Annotated in this window: 18 protein-coding genes and 1 tRNA gene; 14 read left to right on the forward strand and 5 right to left on the reverse strand. The window is 57.6% G+C overall.

Annotation, left to right across the window (positions count from 1 at the left end):
* Positions 1 to 8 precede the first annotated feature (8 nt).
* From ACR0MP_RS00005 to ACR0MP_RS00040, 8 genes are all read left to right on the forward strand, one after another.
* Positions 9 to 85: transfer RNA gene (locus ACR0MP_RS00005), tRNA-Met, on the forward strand.
* A 778-nt stretch (positions 86 to 863) separates the two neighbouring features.
* Positions 864 to 2,066, forward strand: a complete 1,203-nt coding sequence (pcaF, locus tag ACR0MP_RS00010; protein ID WP_170404698.1) for a 3-oxoadipyl-CoA thiolase — start codon at positions 864 to 866, stop codon at positions 2,064 to 2,066.
* A gap of 15 nt (positions 2,067 to 2,081) precedes the next feature.
* The gene (paaA, locus tag ACR0MP_RS00015) at positions 2,082 to 3,074 is read left to right on the forward strand and encodes a 1,2-phenylacetyl-CoA epoxidase subunit PaaA (protein WP_170404695.1); all 993 of its coding nucleotides are present in this window, start codon (positions 2,082 to 2,084) and stop codon (positions 3,072 to 3,074) included.
* Positions 3,075 to 3,097: 23 nt separating this feature from the next.
* A complete protein-coding gene (gene paaB, locus ACR0MP_RS00020) occupies positions 3,098 to 3,382 on the forward strand; it encodes a 1,2-phenylacetyl-CoA epoxidase subunit PaaB (protein WP_170404692.1) in 285 nt (94 codons plus the stop codon).
* Positions 3,382 to 4,149, forward strand: coding sequence for a 1,2-phenylacetyl-CoA epoxidase subunit PaaC (paaC, locus tag ACR0MP_RS00025; protein ID WP_170663939.1), 768 nt, complete (start codon positions 3,382 to 3,384; stop codon positions 4,147 to 4,149). The genes paaB and paaC overlap by 1 nt, the downstream gene beginning before the upstream one ends.
* A gap of 6 nt (positions 4,150 to 4,155) precedes the next feature.
* A complete protein-coding gene (paaD, locus tag ACR0MP_RS00030) occupies positions 4,156 to 4,614 on the forward strand; it encodes a 1,2-phenylacetyl-CoA epoxidase subunit PaaD (protein ID WP_170404686.1) in 459 nt (152 codons plus the stop codon).
* A 14-nt stretch (positions 4,615 to 4,628) separates the two neighbouring features.
* Positions 4,629 to 5,702, forward strand: coding sequence for a 2Fe-2S iron-sulfur cluster-binding protein (locus tag ACR0MP_RS00035; protein ID WP_170404683.1), 1,074 nt, complete (start codon positions 4,629 to 4,631; stop codon positions 5,700 to 5,702).
* Positions 5,703 to 5,714: 12 nt separating this feature from the next.
* A complete protein-coding gene (locus tag ACR0MP_RS00040; RefSeq protein WP_170736610.1) occupies positions 5,715 to 6,473 on the forward strand; it encodes a Phenylacetic acid catabolic protein in 759 nt (252 codons plus the stop codon).
* A gap of 3 nt (positions 6,474 to 6,476) precedes the next feature.
* Here ACR0MP_RS00040 and ACR0MP_RS00045 read toward each other — a convergent pair whose 3' ends face one another.
* The 5 genes from ACR0MP_RS00045 to paaG form a co-directional block, all read right to left on the reverse strand.
* Positions 6,477 to 6,692 (reverse strand): hypothetical protein, encoded by a 216-nt coding sequence (locus tag ACR0MP_RS00045; protein WP_170404676.1) that lies wholly within the window; start codon positions 6,690 to 6,692, stop codon positions 6,477 to 6,479.
* A 69-nt stretch (positions 6,693 to 6,761) separates the two neighbouring features.
* Complete coding sequence (locus tag ACR0MP_RS00050) at positions 6,762 to 7,358, reverse strand: TetR/AcrR family transcriptional regulator (RefSeq protein ID WP_170404673.1); 597 nt, start codon at positions 7,356 to 7,358, stop codon at positions 6,762 to 6,764.
* Positions 7,359 to 7,380: 22 nt separating this feature from the next.
* Positions 7,381 to 8,688, reverse strand: a complete 1,308-nt coding sequence (paaK, locus tag ACR0MP_RS00055; protein WP_170404670.1) for a phenylacetate--CoA ligase PaaK — start codon at positions 8,686 to 8,688, stop codon at positions 7,381 to 7,383.
* Positions 8,689 to 8,703: 15 nt separating this feature from the next.
* Positions 8,704 to 9,132 (reverse strand): hydroxyphenylacetyl-CoA thioesterase PaaI, encoded by a 429-nt coding sequence (gene paaI / locus ACR0MP_RS00060; protein WP_170397710.1) that lies wholly within the window; start codon positions 9,130 to 9,132, stop codon positions 8,704 to 8,706.
* Between the two features lies 1 nt (position 9,133).
* The gene (gene paaG, locus ACR0MP_RS00065) at positions 9,134 to 9,919 is read right to left on the reverse strand and encodes a 2-(1,2-epoxy-1,2-dihydrophenyl)acetyl-CoA isomerase PaaG (RefSeq protein ID WP_170404667.1); all 786 of its coding nucleotides are present in this window, start codon (positions 9,917 to 9,919) and stop codon (positions 9,134 to 9,136) included.
* A gap of 200 nt (positions 9,920 to 10,119) precedes the next feature.
* Between paaG and ACR0MP_RS00070 the strand changes: the two genes are divergently transcribed.
* The 6 genes from ACR0MP_RS00070 to ACR0MP_RS00095 all read left to right on the forward strand — a co-directional run bounded on the left by ACR0MP_RS00070 (position 10,120) and on the right by ACR0MP_RS00095 (position 17,131).
* Positions 10,120 to 11,139: a TRAP transporter substrate-binding protein gene (locus ACR0MP_RS00070; protein ID WP_170397704.1), complete on the forward strand. Its 1,020-nt coding sequence runs from the start codon at positions 10,120 to 10,122 to the stop codon at positions 11,137 to 11,139.
* A gap of 54 nt (positions 11,140 to 11,193) precedes the next feature.
* Positions 11,194 to 11,697, forward strand: coding sequence for a TRAP transporter small permease (locus ACR0MP_RS00075; protein ID WP_170397701.1), 504 nt, complete (start codon positions 11,194 to 11,196; stop codon positions 11,695 to 11,697).
* Positions 11,697 to 13,049: a TRAP transporter large permease gene (locus ACR0MP_RS00080; RefSeq protein WP_170404665.1), complete on the forward strand. Its 1,353-nt coding sequence runs from the start codon at positions 11,697 to 11,699 to the stop codon at positions 13,047 to 13,049. The genes ACR0MP_RS00075 and ACR0MP_RS00080 overlap by 1 nt, the downstream gene beginning before the upstream one ends.
* A 27-nt stretch (positions 13,050 to 13,076) precedes the next feature.
* Positions 13,077 to 15,101, forward strand: coding sequence for a phenylacetic acid degradation bifunctional protein PaaZ (gene paaZ / locus ACR0MP_RS00085; protein WP_480885463.1), 2,025 nt, complete (start codon positions 13,077 to 13,079; stop codon positions 15,099 to 15,101).
* A gap of 52 nt (positions 15,102 to 15,153) precedes the next feature.
* The gene (locus tag ACR0MP_RS00090) at positions 15,154 to 15,957 is read left to right on the forward strand and encodes a PaaX family transcriptional regulator C-terminal domain-containing protein (protein ID WP_170736606.1); all 804 of its coding nucleotides are present in this window, start codon (positions 15,154 to 15,156) and stop codon (positions 15,955 to 15,957) included.
* Between the two features lie 202 nt (positions 15,958 to 16,159).
* On the forward strand, positions 16,160 to 17,131 hold the full coding sequence (locus ACR0MP_RS00095; protein WP_480885465.1) for an alpha/beta fold hydrolase: 972 nt from the start codon (positions 16,160 to 16,162) through the stop codon (positions 17,129 to 17,131).
* Positions 17,132 to 17,188: the final 57 nt, after the last annotated feature.

The following is a 17,188-nucleotide window of genomic DNA, read 5'->3' on the forward strand; positions in this document are numbered from 1 at the left end:
TAAAGTGTCGCGGGATGGAGCAGCCCGGTAGCTCGTCAGGCTCATAACCTGAAGGTCGCAGGTTCAAATCCTGCTCCCGCAACCAACTTTAGAAAATCCCAGAGCAGCCCGCGCAGACTACAAACAGTCCACCGGACTGTTCGATTAACGATCAAACCTCGTCAGGCTCATAACATGAAGGCCGTAGGTTCAATTCCTAATGCTGAAAACAAAACACCGTGCAACATCAGATGTTTACGCACCGCCCTAGGGCGGTTTTGTTCATTCTGGGACGCCCCCAAAGTAAGCAAATCCGCAAGTTCCCCAACAAGTTTAATCGCATACTTCCGTTCTTTGGGGACCTACTGGGTCTCCGACAGAAGGCAGCGGATGATCGCCATCACCTCGGCTTTTGTGTATAGATCATTCAACGCTTCTTTTCAAAGTTAACTTGATGATTGTCGATGACTGAAGGCGGCTTTTGGGACGAAAGTTGTTAAGTGTCATTCATTAAACGCTACAGGTCAAAACCAGACAATCTGGTGCGATGTCTGCCGCAGATACAAACGTTTACCGGAACTCCAATCTCAGAATGGCAACATTTCAAACTGCCTATTCGAAGTGGACTAAGTACGTTTTCGCTTTGTCAAATTTCGCGTTGAAGGAACCCTTATCAAAGGTCTGAGACGGTATTGGGGCAGGTGGTAAGCCGGCAAAGACTACGTTTCACACGACCAAGTTACTCGCAGCGAGCCAAAGCGTTACGGAAAAAACAAGAAAACGTATATGAAGTAACATAAAGCTTGCTGCGAATCGATGAGAGGCTTATTAACCGACCTATCGGTCACTTAATGATGTGAATTCAAATTCGGAGTAATCGACCTATGGACGCCTTTATCTGCGACGCCCAGCGCACCCCGATCGGACGATATGGTGGTGGACTAAGCCAGGTGCGCACAGATGATCTTGCCGCCCTGCCAATCGCTTCGCTTGTCGCGCGTAACCCACAGGTGGATTGGTCCAGTCTGGACGACGTGATTTATGGCGATGCGAACCAAGCTGGTGAAAGCAACCGCAATGTGGCGCGGATGGCAGCGTTGCTGGCAGGGCTGCCGGTGGATGTACCGGGAACGACAATCAATCGGCTCTGCGCGTCTGGCATGGATGCGGTGGGCATGGCTGCGCGCGCCATCAAGGCTGGGGATTATGACATGGCGATAGCGGGTGGGGTCGAAAGCATGTCGCGTGCGCCATTTGTGATGCCCAAGGCAACATCCGCCTTTACTCGTGCCAATGCCGTTTACGACACCACGATCGGCTGGCGCTTTGTGAACCCGAAAATGGAAAAGGAATTTGGTATCGACTCGATGCCCGAAACAGCGGATAACGTAGCGGAAGCTTATGGTATCAGTCGCTCCGATCAGGACGCGTTTGCCGAACGCAGCCAGGCCCGCTGGGCCGCGGCGCACCAGACCGGGGTGTTTCAGGAGGAGATCACCCCGGTCACAATCCCCCAGCGCAAAGGTGACCCGGTGGTGGTCGATACGGACGAGCATCCACGTCCGGGGACTACAGCAGAGAAACTGTCTGGCCTAAAGGGCATCAACGGGGTGGACAAGACTGTGACCGCTGGAAACGCCTCGGGTGTTAACGACGGCGCGGCGGCGATCCTGATGGCAAATGAATCTGCTGCGGCAAAGAACGACCTGACCCCGATTGCCCGTGTGGTTGGCATGTCCGTTGCTGGAGTGGAGCCGCGCGTGATGGGCATCGGCCCGGTTCCAGCCAGCCGTAAGGTGCTTGCACGGGCTGGGCTCAGCATCGATCAGATGGATGTGATAGAATTGAACGAGGCGTTTGCCTCGCAGGGCCTAGCCACGCTGCGCGAACTCGGGGTGCCCGATGATGCGCCGCATGTGAACCCAAATGGCGGGGCAATCGCCATTGGCCACCCGCTTGGAATGAGCGGTGCGCGGCTAGTGATGACTGCTGCCTATCAACTGCGCCGCACCGGAGGCCGCTACGCGCTCTGCACCATGTGTGTCGGGGTAGGGCAGGGTGCCGCACTTATTCTTGAACGTGTGTAAGGGAGGAGACCTCACATGTACGCTCAGATGATTAAAACAGCCGGAACAGGCGTGAAATCCCGCGAGGAGATGACCGAGCAGGAACGTGCGTTTCAGGACAAGATCGACGCCGATATCAAGATCGAGCCCAAGGATTGGATGCCCGACGACTATCGCGCGACACTGATCCGTCAAATTGGCCAGCACGCACATTCTGAAATCGTAGGCCAGCTGCCCGAAGGAAACTGGATCACCCGAGCGCCAACGCTGGAGCGCAAGGCGATCCTGCTGGCCAAGGTGCAGGATGAGGCCGGGCATGGGCTGTATCTCTATTGCGCGGCAGAAACGCTGGGTGTCAGCCGGGATGAGATCACCGAGATGCTGCTGGACGGGCGCATGAAATACTCGTCGATCTTTAACTATCCGACCCTGAACTGGGCTGATATCGGCGCGGTCGGATGGTTGGTCGATGGTGCCGCGATCATGAACCAGGTTCCGCTGCAGCGGACGTCCTTCGGACCATACTCGCGCGCAATGATCCGCATCTGCAAAGAAGAGAGCTTTCACCAGCGCCAGGGCTATGATGCGATCCGCAAGATGGCAGAGGGTACGCCAGAGCAGCGTAAGATGGCGCAGGATGCAATAAATCGACTGTGGTACCCGTCGCTGATGATGTTCGGGCCGTCGGACAAGGAAAGCGTGCATTCGGCGCAATCCATGGCGTGGAAGATCAAGATCAACACCAATGACGAGCTGCGCCAGAAATTCGTGGATCAGACCGTGCCTCAGGCCGAATATCTGGGTCTGAGTATCCCTGACCCGGACCTGAAATGGAACGAAGAACGGGGCCATTATGATTACACCGACCCGGACTGGTCCGAGTTTTTCGATGTGATCAAGGGCAACGGCCCCTGCAATGTCGACCGGCTGGCCGCGCGTAACAAGGCGTGGGACGACGGTAAATGGGTTCGCGACGGGCTGCTGGCTCATGCCCGCAAGAAACGCGCCGCAAATCTGGCTGCAGAATAAGACTGCCCTGAGGAGGATACCAAATGAACAACGAATGGCCCCTGTGGGAAATCTTCATCCGCGGACAACATGGCATGAGCCACCGCCATGTTGGGTCGTTACACGCCCCGGACGCGGAAATGGCGATCAAGAACGCGCGCGATGTCTACACGCGCCGCAACGAAGGCGTTTCGATCTGGGTGGTTGAGGCCAACAACATCTCGGCCTCATCGCCCAGCGACAAAGGTCCGCTGTACGAGCCCAGCGAAAGCAAAGTGTACCGCCATCCAACCTTCTTCGATATTCCCGAAGAAGTGGGGGCGATGTAATGAGTGTTCCGGTTTCCAATGACGCTTTGCTGCAGTTTCTGCTTCGGATGGGGGACAATACCCTGATCCTCGGCCATCGCGTCAGCGAATGGTGCGGCCATGCGCCTGTGCTGGAGGAAGACATCGCGCTGGCCAATACCGCGCTGGACCTGATCGGTCAGACTCAGATGTGGCTGGGTCTTGCGGGTGAGATCGACGGCGGCAAATCCGCCGATGATCTGGCCTTTCTGCGCGACGCCTGGGATTTCCGCAATGTGCTGCTGGTCGAAGTGCCGAACGGCGACTTCGGCCGCACGCTGATGCGTCAGTTCCTGTTTGATGCTTGGCATTCGATCATGCTGGGGCATCTGATGAAATCCTCTGACGAACGTGTCGCGGCGATCGCCGCCAAGGCCAGCAAAGAAGTTAGCTATCACCTCGAACGTTCGGGCGATACGGTTGTGGGCCTTGGTGACGGGACCGAGGAAAGTCATGCCCGCATGCAAGAGGCGCTGGACTATCTCTGGCCATATGTCGGCGAGATGTTTGCCAGTGACGATGTTGATGAAGAAATGGTTACGGCGAGGATTGCCCCGAACCCGGCAGATCTGCGCGCAGAATATGACGCTCTGATCGAGCGTGTGCTGTCCGAGGCGACACTAACCATTCCCGAAAGCCGCTTTGCCCATAAGGGCGGGCGCGACGGTCGCATGCATACCGAGCATCTGGGCCATCTTCTGACACAGATGCAGTGGTTGCAGCGCGCATATCCCGGCGCGAAGTGGTAAGGATCAATGCGGGCTTCAACGGATCAGGTGTGGGAATGGCTGGACGCTGTACCAGACCCTGAGATTCCGGTGATCTCGGTCGTCGATCTGGGCATTGTACGCGATGTGCGATGGGATGAAGACACTCTGACGGTTACCGTCACGCCGACCTATTCAGGCTGCCCGGCGACCTCGGTCATCAGCATGGATATCGAAACTGCGCTGCGTGATCATGGAATCGACGATCTGCGGATCGAGACAAGTATCGCACCGGCTTGGACCACCGATTGGCTCAGCGACAAGGGCCGTGCTCGGCTCGAGGATTACGGCATCGCCCCGCCGCAGCCTGCAGGTGGACCTGAACGCTGCCCACATTGCGGTAGCAAGGCGGTTGAAAAGGTCAGCCAGTTTGGCTCGACCCCTTGCAAGGCCCATTGGCGCTGCACCGACTGCCTGGAACCTTTTGACTATTTCAAGTGCATCTGAGGGAGGATCACCGGATGGCACGCTTTCATGATCTGGAAGTTACCGATGTTCACAAAACCATCCGCGATGCGGTGGTCGTGACGTTGAAACCTGTAAACGGTTCAGCCGATGAATTCGACTTTACCCAAGGCCAGTACCTGACCTTCCGCCGCGATTTCGACGGGGAAGAACTGCGCCGGTCCTATTCGATCTGCGCGGGCAAGGATGAGGGCATTCTGCAGGTGGGGATCAAGCGCGTGGATGGCGGCGCATTCTCGACCTGGGCCAACTCCGATCTAAAGGTGGGCGATACGGTGCAGGCGATGCCGCCGATGGGCAGCTTTTACACCGCAATCGATCCCTCCGCCGAAAAGCATTATCTGGGCTTTGCGGGTGGGTCGGGCATCACGCCGGTTCTCTCGATCCTGAAGACGATGCTTGCCCGAGAACCACATTCGCGGTTCACATTGGTATATGCCAACAAGGGCGTGAACACGATCATGTTCCGAGAGGAGCTTGAGGACCTCAAGAACCTCTATATGGGGCGTCTGAACGTGATCCATATTCTGGAAACAGACGCGCAAGAAATCGAGCTTTTTACAGGTCTGGTCACGCAAGACAAATGTGCCGAACTTTTTGAACACTGGATCGATATTCAGAACGTCGACACGGCTTTTATCTGCGGCCCCGAGCCGATGATGCTGGGCATTGCCTCAGCCTTGCGGGCGCATGGGCTGAACGACGGGCAGATCAAGTTTGAACTCTTCGCCAGCGCTCAACCCGGTCGGGTCAAGCGCAAAGTGAGCGGGGCGGACACGGCATCTCAGGACAACCAGACCAAAACATCAATCACCATGGACGGGGCAACGCAAACGATCACCATGCCGAAGGATCAATCGATTCTCGATGCCGCGTTGGAGAATGCGATGGACGCGCCTTACGCCTGTAAGGCCGGGGTCTGTTCAACCTGCCGCTGCCGGGTGCTTGAGGGCGAGGTCGAGATGGTCGCCAATCACGCATTGGAAGACTACGAAGTCGAGAAAGGATACGTCCTGAGCTGTCAGGCCTATCCGCTGACCGACACTGTAGTCGTGGACTACGATCAGTAGACGGAGGGAATGATGGCTGAAGACATGACAATCGAGAGCTATTTGGCAGCGGGTGGTGTCCTGAGTAATCCAACCAACGTGCCTCCGCGCTATCGTGCAGAGCTCATGAAATTGATGGCGACCTTCGTGGACAGCGAACTGGCCGGCGCAGCGGGCTTTGCCGACATCATAAATCTGGGCCCGGGCATAAAGGAACGCATCGCGGCGGCCAAGATTGTGCTGGAAAAGACCGACAACGCAGATCGTGTCCTGAAAATCATGGGCGAGTTCGGAGCCAACACTGACCGCTATGCAAATCACCATCCCTGGACCACACGTCTGGATCGTGATGCGGATATCGGGGCTACGCGGTCCGAACACGACATGCGCCTTGCTGTATTCAACTATCCGATCGAAGGATGGGAAGATGCCGTGGTTATGAACCTGCTGATGAGCCAGGCGGTTGACGTCCAACTCGCCCAGTTTTCGCAGTTATCCTATCAGCCTCTGGCCGAGGCCTTCCGCGAGATTTCCCCAATCGAGGCGCGCCATGGGGAGCTTGCGCTTGAGGGTGCGGGCAAGCTGATAGAACAGGGAAAGGCTGCAGAAATGCAAGCGTCGGTCGAATATTGGTGGCCCCGGGTCGCGGCAAGTTTTGGGGCGGGCACAGCCGAGAAAACCGAAACGCTCCGCAAGCTGGGGCTGCGGCAATTAACCGGGATTGAGATGAAAGATCAGTGGACAGTAAAAGCGACCGAACAGATCGAAAAGCTGGGACTTAAAGTACCCTAGCTTTCAAAGTTGGCGTTTACGGCTCAGCAACCCATACTTCACGGCCAATCCGCGAAGCGTGCGACGCTTTCGCCGATCTTTCTTCAATGACTGCTGGGCTTTAGCACCACATTTCCGATTGAACTCAAAAACGTCAATCACCCGCTCGGCGCAGCCACAGGCTTCGCCCAGACCTACATTGGCGAAATAGAATTTATCGAAACGATCAGGGCGTTGCATGGGTGACCTCCGCCCATATTGAACCTCATCCTGACCGCAGAGCCAAATCAACTCTGTGCCAACAAGGGTTCAAAGGCCATCAACACCTGATAATGTCAGATTGCTTACCAACGCGGCGTAATCGCTGCGCGCGTCGGCATCCGCCCCGGCATTCCACATGTAGAACCAGTTCAACATTCCGAAAACGGACATGGTCGTGGCCCGAAGCTTGGCCGCATCATCCTTGAAAGTTGCAGGCGAGATGCTGGCGATGATGTCACTGACGAACACCACCAGATCCCGCTGATAGCCACGCAGCAGATACTGCTGCTCTTCGGGCAATGCGGACATGCCGCTGGTTTGCACGCGATGCTCATCATCCACGCCTTGATAGGCCAGTAGGATTTCCCGCACCACCCGTTTCAAGCGATCCGCGGGTTCCATCCCGTCAAGGTCCAAGCCGCAAACCTGGTCACGCAATTGCAGCAGGTAACTGTCGAGAATATCGAACAGAATGGCGTCCTTGCTGTCGTAGTAGTGATAGATATTGGCCTTGGATATCCCGCACTCCCGCGCCAGCTGAGACATTGACGCCCGATCAAATCCTTCCTGCGCGAAGACGCGGGCGGCGCATTTTAGGATGCGAGTTCGTTTATGGTCGTGGTCTTTTGCTATCGTGCGCGCCAAATCCTGACCCTCCGTCTGTCGCTTAGCTGTCCCGATTGTCAATCACGCGCCGGGCCTTGCCTTGTGAGCGTTCTACCTCGCCCGGCTCGCCTATATCGATCTCGGTCGAGATGCCAACCACCTCTTTAATCCGGCGAGATAGCATCCGAGCAGCGGCGGTTTTGCTCAGCTCATCGGCTGCATCCGGCGTTGCTTCGACATGCACGCGCATCGCGTCCATCCGGCCAGCTTTGTAAAGTTCGATCTGGTAGTAGGGCGCCAGACCGCCGGTTGCCAGAACCTGCTCCTCGATCTGACTGGGGAAGACGTTGACACCCCGCAGAATGATCATGTCATCCGAGCGGCCCGTGATCTTTTCCATCCGACGCATCGACCGAGCCGTACCGGGCAAAAGCCGCGTCAGGTCACGGGTGCGATAGCGGATCATCGGAAGACCTTCTTTGGTCAGCGTGGTGAACACCAGTTCACCAATCTCACCATCAGGCATGACCTCGCCGGTCTTCGGGTCGATGATTTCGGGGTAGAAGTGGTCTTCCCAGATCACGGGCCCGTCTTTGGTTTCGACGCACTCATTGGCGACGCCCGGTCCCATGATCTCGGACAGGCCGTAGATATCGACGGCATGCATATCGAATGCTTGTTCAACCTCGGAGCGCATCGAATCCGTCCAAGGTTCAGCGCCAAAGACGCCGACAGCCAAGGAACATTCGCGCGGATCGAGTCCAATCTTGTGATACTGCTCAAGAATGTTCAGCATATAGGATGGTGTTACCATAATCCCGTCAGGTTTGAAGTCAGTGATCAGGTCGACCTGCTTGCCGGTCTGCCCACCGCTCATCGGGACGACCGTGGCCCCCAGACGTTCGATTCCATAATGCGCGCCCAGACCGCCGGTGAACAGGCCATAGCCATAGGCGTTGTGCACCATGTCGCCCCGGCGCAAACCGCTGGCACGCAACGACCGCGCCACCAGATCCGCCCAATTATCGATATCGCCTTGCGTATACCCCACGACGGTTGGCTTGCCCGTGGTTCCCGACGAGGCATGAACACGAATGATCTGCTCACGCGGGACTGCAAACAGACCAAAGGGATAGTTTTCCCTCAGATCGTTTTTGTAGGTAAACGGAAACCGTGCCAGATCACTGAGGGACTGAAGGTCGTCAGGATGCACACCGGCCTCATCAAACCGCTGCCGGTACATAGGCACGTTGTCATAAGCATGGCGCAGCGACCATTTCAGCCGATCCAACTGTAGGTTGCGGATTTCATCAATCGAGGCGATCTCGATCGGATCAAGATCCGCCTTGTTCGGAGTAAGATCCTTCATGCCATCCCCCTCATCTCAGGTCTCGTCAAACACCGGACCTTTGACCGCGCGGGAAAAGCCCCGAAATTCTGCGATCTTTTGTCCGGCTTGGTTGGTTATGGATACGTCATAGATACCGCTGCGCCCTGTCAGGCTCAGTTCCGTTGCGCGGGCCGTCAGCAGATCACCGGATCGCGCGGGCGCGACGTAGCTGATCACATTGTGCTGGGCGACCGTGGACTGGTTGCGACTATTGCAGGCAAAGGCAAAGGCGCTGTCGGCCAACATGAATGTCACGCCGCCATGGCAGATCCCGTGCCCGTTGCAGTGATGGTCAGCCACCTGCAACGCCAGCGTCGCAGCGCCTTCATCCATCTCGACCAGTTCCATGCCTGCCCATTTCGAGGCATTGTCCCGCCCCCACATGGCAGCAGCGGCTTTCTGGGCGCGTTCCTTCGGCGTCATCTCATTCTCCCCGAAATACTGGCGCGCGCTTTTCCAGAAACGCAGTAACGCCCTCGGCATAGTCGACGCTTTCGCCGCAGGTTTTCATTGCGTCCGCCTCAATCTCGAGATGATCGGTCAGGGTATTCGTGGCAGCCGCCTGTATCGTCTGTTTCGTCAGGCCAAGTCCCAGCGTTGGACCATTGGCGAACTGTTCCGTTAGTGCGCGCGCCTCGGTCATTAGTTCAGCGTCTGGAATTGCTTTCCAGATCAGCCCCCAATCCGCAGCCTGCTTTGCTGGCAGGGGTTGCCCAGTTAGGGCCAGCCCTTTGGCTCGGGCTTCACCCAGCAAACGTGGCAGATGCCAACTGCCGCCGGTATCAGGTATCAGGCCCACTTTGGAAAATGATTGGATAAACTTGGCGGAGTCAGCGGCAAGTACCACATCACAAGCCAGGGCTAGATTCGCACCCGCCCCGGCGGCAACGCCATTGACGGCGCAGACAACAGGTAATTCCAAGGACCTGATCAGGCGGACCAAAGGCGCGTAGAAGGTGCGAACCGTATAGCCCAAATCCGGCGGACCCTTCATCGTGGCAGGGTTTCGATCGCCCAAATCCTGCCCTGCGCAGAACCCGCGCCCCGCGCCGGTTAACAGCACCGCTCGTGCACCTCCGTCACGCGCGGCCTCAAGTGCAGCGCGCAGGGCATGGTGCATCTCATCCGTGAAACTGTTCAGGCGATCAGGGCGATTGAGTGTAATTTCAACCCATTGACCCATATTCTGCGAAATAATCGTGTCGGACATGCCCGGTTCGCTTTTCATAAGTTACAACAAACTTCTTGCATAAACCGAACGGTTGGTCAATAAATTCTATAGCCGTTTGTGACTCGGCGATCGGAAATGCCATTTGGCCAGCGGGCGGAACAGCATTTCTCGTCGTTGATAGTTACAAAACGTACCATTAACACATTCACGACTTGCGATTTTGAGGAGGAGACCCGGTCATGAAATTCACCAAGCTCACCACATTGTTGGCGTCTGCAACCTTGGCGGTGTCCGGCACCATTGCTTTTGCGGCTGACTACACCCTGACAATTTCCAGCTGGGCCCCACCCACCCACGGCATCAACGCAAAGATGTGGCCCAAATTCGTCGAAATGGTAGAGGAGGCCACTGACGGGCAGGTCACCGCAGAGCTTAAGCTGGGTATCGCTCCACCGCCTGCGCAGATGGACCTGATTATGGATGGCGCGGCCGATGCCTCGATTATCTTTCACGGCTATCAACCGGGACGCTTCGTCACCACCAAGCTGATCGAACTGCCTGGTTACGAAGGCTCGGCCGAGGACGCTTCGGTTGCCTACTGGCGCGCCTACGACAAGTACTTGAAAGCTGCTGACGAGCATCGTGGTGTCAAAGTCATCGCCTTGCACACGCATGGACCCGCGCAGCTGCATTCCAGCGCGCCAGTAACCACTCTGGATGAGGTTTCGGGCCTGAAAGTACGTATCCCGGGTGGCGTTGGCGGAGACGTTGGTGCGGCGCTTGGCGCGACCGGCATCCAGGTGCCCGCTCCGAAAGTCTATGAAACACTGGCATCGAAAGCCGCTGACGGCGTGGTCATGCCACTGGAATCGCGCAAGGGTTTCAAGCTGACCGAGGTTGCGCAGAACGTCTATGAGATGCCCGGTGGCCTCTATCGTGGTTCGTTTGCATTCATCATGAACGAAGACACCTTCGCAGATCTGCCACCCGAGCTGCAGACGGCGCTGGAAGAAAACGTATTCGGTGAACCGCTGAGCCGTGAGATCGGCAAAATCTGGGATGAGATCGACGCCACTGGACGTGAGGCAACCGAGGCGGCGGAGGGCAATGCGATCAACGCTGCCACAGATGCGGATATGGAGAAGTTCTCGGCCATCGCCGAAGACATCCGCGGCAAGGTCATCGCCGAGGTTGACGCAACAGGTGTCGACGCTCAGGCCGCATATGACATGATCAAATCGGAAATGTCCTCCAACTGATCCGACTGCAGGGCGGCTCTTGCGCCGCCCTGACTTACCCTGCGCGAGTTTCCCATGACCCCTATTATTCAGCTTGTGCGCCGTGCCAGCGCCCTTCCCGTGATCGTGGCCTGCATTGCACTGTTTATCCTGATGGTAATGACCTTTTGCGACGTGATCCTGCGTTCGGTCTTCAATGCGCCCATTGAGGCCGCCACCGAGCTGACGCGCATTCTGATGGCAATTCTGGTGTTTTCTGTCCTCCCGATCGTCTCCACCACCAACGGCCATATCGCGGTTGATCTGACAGACGGGTTCTTCCACCGTCTGCACCTGTCGCGCGCGCGGGACGTGGTGATCTATGTGGTTAGCGGCATCATGCTGTTCTGGCCAGTCCAACGCGTTTGGGTCCTGGCTGAGCGGGCGCGGGATTATGGGGATGTGACTGAGTATCTTTCAATCCCCACCTACCTGATCGGCTGGTTCATTACCCTGTCAGTTGCCATCACCGCACTGGTGATGATCGCCACCGGGCTGCTAAAGGCCTTCGCCCCAAATACTCTGTCGGAGCCTATGTAATGACCGCAGCACTGATCGGATTTGCGATTGTATTGACCCTGGTGCTGGTGCGCCTTCCTATCGTCTTTGCCATGGGTCTGGTCGGCACATTGGGCTTTGCCTATGAGCGTGGCGGCTCAATCTTTGATGAGCGCGGGATGAAGGCTGCCATGTCCATGGTGGGCCGACAGATCACCGACACTGCGCAGGACTATGGTCTGTCGGTTGTGCCGCTGTTCATCCTGATGGGCCTGTTCGTGAACAAGGGCGGCATGGCGCGCGAGCTTTATGCGGTGTCCAACGCCTTTCTTGGCCACATGCGCGGTGGTATTGCCATGGCAACGGTTGCGGCCTGTGGCGGATTTTCGGCTATCTGCGGATCATCGCTGGCAACCGCCGCCACGATGTCAAAGGTCGCGATGCCGCAGATGCGGCGTTACGGCTATTCCGATGAACTCTCGACCGCCTCGATTGCCGCCGGTGGCACGCTTGGCATTCTGATCCCTCCATCGGTCATTCTGGTCATCTACGGGTTGCTGACCGAGACCTCGATCGGGAAACTGTTCATGGCGGGCATCATCCCCGGCATCCTCGGCATTCTGTTCTACCTCTTCGCCGTGCGCTGGACCGTCTGGCGCAACCCCGAGGCCGGCCCAGCCGGAGAGCGTGCCACATGGTCCGAACGCATCCGTGCGCTGGGTTCGGTTTGGGCGGTGCTGTTGTTGTTCTTCCTAGTGATTGGCGGGCTTTATGGAGCCTTCGATTTTGAGCCCCTAAACCTGACATTCTCACCCACCGAGGCCGCAGGTATGGGGGCCGCTGGGGCCTTTCTGATTGCACTCTTTCGTGGGGGTCTCACGGTTGGCTCGACATTCGAGGTGCTGAAAGAGACCTGCTTTACCGCGTCTGCCTTGTTCGCGGTGTTGATTGGTGCGCAGATATTCTCAAATTTCATCAATCTGGCCGGTTTGCCCGAAGCCCTGATCGCGATGGTGACCGCCTATGATGTGGCTCCGTTTGTCGTGATCCTGATGATCCTTGGTATCTACATCATTCTGGGTTGCGTCTTCGAATCTCTCTCGATGCTGTTGCTGACGGTTCCGATCTTCTTCCCGTTGGTCACGTCTCTGGGCTATGACCCAATCTGGTTTGGCATCGTCGTCGTGGTTGTCACCGAAATCTCGCTGATCACTCCACCCGTAGGCCTGAACGTCTTCATTCTGAAAGGCGTGGTGGGTGACGTCTCGACCGGCACCATATTTCGTGGCGTCACTCCGTTCTGGATCGCCGATATCTTCCGCCTCGCGCTGATCGTGCTGGTGCCCATCGTGGTGCTGTATCTGCCGCAGCAAATGGGCGCTTTGGGACACTAGTCCCACCGCATCAAACAGGAGAACACCATGTCCCTGCATCAGATTTCCAGCTTCGCCGCTGGTACTTGGGTCGCGCCTGGAGAAGGCGCACGCACCATCGCGTCCGCCATCACTGGCGCACCGTTTGCAAGCGCTGGCAATGCCGCGCTCGACGTGCAGGCGATGCTTGACTATGCGCGCAATACCGGTGGCCCCACGCTGCGCAAGTTAACGTTCCACGACCGTGCTCGGATGCTCAAGGCGTTGGCGCAAGAGCTTTCGGCGCATAAACAAGCCCTTTACGACCTGAGTTTCGAAACCGGAGCTACGCAGAAGGACCACCTGATCGATATCGATGGTGGCATCGGCACGATGTTTGTCTTTGCCTCAAAAGGCCGGCGCGAGATGCCGGATGCGCAGGTTTGTCTGGACGGCGAAATCGAGCAGTTGTCACGCAATGGCACCTTTTTGGGGCAGCATATCTGCACGCCCCTGCAAGGGGTCGCGGTTCATATCAACGCCTTCAACTTCCCGGTCTGGGGGATGCTGGAAAAGCTGGCCCCGACGCTGCTGGCTGGCGTGCCTGCAATCGTCAAGCCGGCTACCAACAGTTGCTACGTCACCGAACTGGCAGTGCGGATCATGCTGGATAGCGGCATCCTGCCTGCCGGTGCGCTACAGCTGGTCTCGGGCGGGTTGGGCGACATGCTCGATCACTTGGATTGTCAGGATGTGGTCAGCTTCACAGGCTCGGCGAACACCGCGTTGAAGCTGCGGCAGACGCCTGCGATCTTGCAGAACTCGGTCCGGTTTGTGGCCGAGCAGGACAGCTTGAACGCTTCCATCCTTGGGCCCGATGCCACGCCCGGCACGCCCGAATTTGACCTGTTCGTCAAGGAAGTCTCGCGCGAGATGACCACAAAGGCGGGCCAGAAATGCACTGCCATCCGACGCATCATCGCGCCCCAGCTGCAGGTCGACGCCATAATTGCCGCGCTGTCTGACCGATTGGCAAAGATCACCATCGGCGACCCCCGTTCCGACACCACCCACATGGGCGCGCTGGTGTCGAACGGGCAGAAAGCCGACGTTCTGGAAAAGGCAGCTCTGATCGGGCAAGAGGCTGAACGGGTTTATGGCAACCCCGACGCGTTCGACCTGCACGGCCCTGAAACCGGCGCATTCGTTCCCCCGATGCTGTTTTACTGTGCTGACCCCGACAAAGCGCAGCGCGTGCACGATACCGAGGCCTTCGGCCCAGTTTCGACCCTCATGGGCTACCGCGATCTGGATCATGCGGTGGCACTTGCCAATCGCGGGCAGGGGTCTCTGGTCACGTCGCTGATCACTCACGACACAAATGTCGCGCACAACGTAGTGATGGGGGCCGCAGCCTATAACGGGCGGATTTATATCAACGACCGCGACTCGATGGCTGAATCGACCGGCCACGGATCTCCGCTGCCCCATATGGTGCATGGTGGGCCGGGCCGTGCGGGCGGTGGTGAGGAAATGGGCGGCGTGCGCGGTGTGAAACACTATATGCAGCGCACGGCCATTCAGGGCTCCCCGCGCATGCTTAGTGGTATCAGCACCAAATGGGTGCCAGGAGCGCCCGAAATCCAAGGTCCGGCACATCCGTTCACCCGTAAATTTGGTGAGTTGCAGGTCGGAGAGACGCTGCACACAGCCTCGCGAACCATCACGCTGGAGGATATCGAACACTTCGCCAATTTCACCGGCGATACCTTTTATGCGCATATGGACGAGGACGCGGCGGCGCGGAACCCGTTCTTCCCCGGTCGTGTGGCGCATGGTTATTTGTTGCTCAGCTTTGCGGCTGGTCTGTTTGTCGAGCCGAACGAGGGGCCGGTGCTGGCTAATACCGGGCTGGACGGGCTGCGGTTCATGAAGCCCGTTGTTGCTGGCGACAGCATCAAGGTGCGCCTGACGGTAAAGCAGAAAACCCCACGCAATGACGATTATGGCGAGGTTCGCTGGCACGTGTCCCTGACCAATCAAGATGACGAACCGGTCGCAGAATACGAGCTTCTGACCATGAACGCCCGCTGACCCGCTGTACTACCTGTTTTTCTTATTGGGCCTAATGGGTTAAACTGGGTCCATGACCGAAAAGACCTCGTGGTTCGAAACGGCTGTGGCCGAACTGGCGGACCCGCAAGACCAGCGGGTCTGGTCGATTATCGTCTCGCTGTTTGGTGACATGGCACAAGAGCCCGGCGCGCAAATCTCGGGCGGTGTTCTGACCCGGATAATTGAGCCGATGGGCATCAAACCCGAAGCGATCCGCGTCGCTCTGCACCGGCTGCGCAAGGATGGTTGGATCGAGAGTGACCGGATTGGCCGCGTCTCGCGCCATGTCCTCTCGGAATTCGGCCGGACGCAATCCGCTGCCGTCACGCCGCGCATATATGCGCGCGGTCCTTCGCCCATTGAAAATTGGCATCTTCTGATCGCCGAAGACGGGTCGGGCACTCAGGTGCTTGAGGACGTGATGCTCAGCGATGACTACATCCCCATTGGGCGCAACGTAGCGATGGGTGCGGGTCCCGTTCCAGATCAGTCGGACGGTTTGCTGGCCTTGGACATCTCTCCGCACGCAGCCCCCAAGTGGGTGCAGGATCGGTTGTGTCCACCCGAATTGCGCGCCTCTTGCAAGGCTCTTCTGGGCGCGGTCGAACGCGCCGCGAAGTCCCGTCCCGAAGGCTGGGCGCCTACACCCTTGCAGAGCGCAACACTGCGCACCCTGCTGGTGCATCGGTGGCGGCGCGTCGTGCTACGCCAGCCGGACTTACCTTTGGCTTTTTATCCTGTTGATTGGGCTGGCCCTGCTTGTCGCGATAGCGTGTTCGGGCTGCTTGATTTGCTGCCACGACCGTCAGCTGATGTGTTGAGCGGAAGTGGTTGAACGCTGAGCGGTCTGTTCAACCATATTATCAGTGCGGCGCACATACCGGGTGCTGGGAGCTTTTCTGACCAAGTCATACCAATTTACACACCAATAATTAGGTTGCGGTTATCTGCCTGCCAATTCAGCCGTTCAGAAAACGCATGGTGCAATCGGGCCCCGGGCAATACCATCGCCTGAGCAAACCTACCGGAGATCCGTGATGTCGATTTTGCTAACGATTGTCTTGTTGCTGATGTCCCTTTTGCTGGGGATGCACATCTGGACTCGTCGCCTAACGCGGCAGGGCACCGAAATGGTGCCGCAACTGGGGCGGATCGTGCCCGTTCACGGTGGCAGCATTCACTATGTCGAAAAAGGCGACCCTTCCAACCCGACAATTGTCATGATCCATGGCCTATCAGGCCAATTGCAGCATTTTACGTATGCATTGGTGGATGATCTTGCTCAGGATTATCACGTTCTCGCGGTTGACCGTCCGGGCTGTGGCTATTCCACGCGCGATGCTGCCCAGTTGGCGGAATTGCCCGAACAAGCCCGCATGATCCACGAGTTTCTGGAAATAAAGAACGTCGATCAAGCCACACTGGTCGGTCATTCTCTAGGTGGCGCCGTGTCTCTTGCGATGGCACTGGATTATCCCGACAATACGGCGGCGTTGGCGCTTCTGGCCCCCTTGACGCAACAAATGCCGGAACCGCCCGCCGTTTTCAAACCACTTGAAATCCGTACCGAGTGGCTGCGCAACCTTATTGGCAATACAATCGCCGTCCCGATGGCCCGAAAAACCGCACCCCTCGTCCTGAAAGACGTCTTCGCACCCGAGCCCGCGCCCTCAGACTTCCTGAACCGTGCTGGGGGTGCCCTTGGTCTTCGCCCCTCGGCCTTTATCACCGCTTCACAGGATGTTGTTGGGGTAGAGGCCAGCATGGGTGCCCTGACTTCACGCTATAACGACCTGCGCGTGCCCGGAGGCATCCTGTTCGGCACAGAGGACCCGATCCTGTCCGCCGAGCTACACGGTGCTACAATGACGAAATTCGGCCTGACCTTTGAGGTCCTGGAACACCGGGGTCACATGATACTCATCACAGAACCCGAAGTCTGCGCGCGTTTCATCCGCCAGATCGCCGAGAATTCCCGCACCCGGCTGGCAGAGCAGGACGCGCATTGAATAACGCAATAAAGAATCTCGGCAGGCACGCTTTTCCCTCTTGACCCTCCCCGGCCC

This window comes from Ruegeria sp. K3 (assembly GCF_056531845.1).

Bases quoted from the DNA above. Each gene is read 5' to 3' on its own strand.
- paaZ (WP_480885463.1), top strand. From the start codon at position 13,077: ATGTCCCTGCATCAGATTTCCAGCTTCGCCGCTGGTACTTGGGTCGCG.
- paaG (WP_170404667.1), bottom strand. From the start codon at position 9,919: ATGTCCGACACGATTATTTCGCAGAATATGGGTCAATGGGTTGAAATT.
- ACR0MP_RS00090 (WP_170736606.1), top strand. From the start codon at position 15,154: ATGACCGAAAAGACCTCGTGGTTCGAAACGGCTGTGGCCGAACTGGCG.
- ACR0MP_RS00070 (WP_170397704.1), top strand. From the start codon at position 10,120: ATGAAATTCACCAAGCTCACCACATTGTTGGCGTCTGCAACCTTGGCG.
- paaK (WP_170404670.1), bottom strand. From the start codon at position 8,688: ATGAAGGATCTTACTCCGAACAAGGCGGATCTTGATCCGATCGAGATC.
- paaA (WP_170404695.1), top strand. From the start codon at position 2,082: ATGTACGCTCAGATGATTAAAACAGCCGGAACAGGCGTGAAATCCCGC.
- paaD (WP_170404686.1), top strand. From the start codon at position 4,156: ATGCGGGCTTCAACGGATCAGGTGTGGGAATGGCTGGACGCTGTACCA.
- paaC (WP_170663939.1), top strand. From the start codon at position 3,382: ATGAGTGTTCCGGTTTCCAATGACGCTTTGCTGCAGTTTCTGCTTCGG.
- ACR0MP_RS00040 (WP_170736610.1), top strand. From the start codon at position 5,715: ATGGCTGAAGACATGACAATCGAGAGCTATTTGGCAGCGGGTGGTGTC.
- paaB (WP_170404692.1), top strand. From the start codon at position 3,098: ATGAACAACGAATGGCCCCTGTGGGAAATCTTCATCCGCGGACAACAT.
- ACR0MP_RS00095 (WP_480885465.1), top strand. From the start codon at position 16,160: ATGTCGATTTTGCTAACGATTGTCTTGTTGCTGATGTCCCTTTTGCTG.
- paaI (WP_170397710.1), bottom strand. From the start codon at position 9,132: ATGACGCCGAAGGAACGCGCCCAGAAAGCCGCTGCTGCCATGTGGGGG.
- ACR0MP_RS00075 (WP_170397701.1), top strand. From the start codon at position 11,194: ATGACCCCTATTATTCAGCTTGTGCGCCGTGCCAGCGCCCTTCCCGTG.
- pcaF (WP_170404698.1), top strand. From the start codon at position 864: ATGGACGCCTTTATCTGCGACGCCCAGCGCACCCCGATCGGACGATAT.
- ACR0MP_RS00045 (WP_170404676.1), bottom strand. From the start codon at position 6,692: ATGCAACGCCCTGATCGTTTCGATAAATTCTATTTCGCCAATGTAGGT.
- ACR0MP_RS00035 (WP_170404683.1), top strand. From the start codon at position 4,629: ATGGCACGCTTTCATGATCTGGAAGTTACCGATGTTCACAAAACCATC.
- ACR0MP_RS00080 (WP_170404665.1), top strand. From the start codon at position 11,697: ATGACCGCAGCACTGATCGGATTTGCGATTGTATTGACCCTGGTGCTG.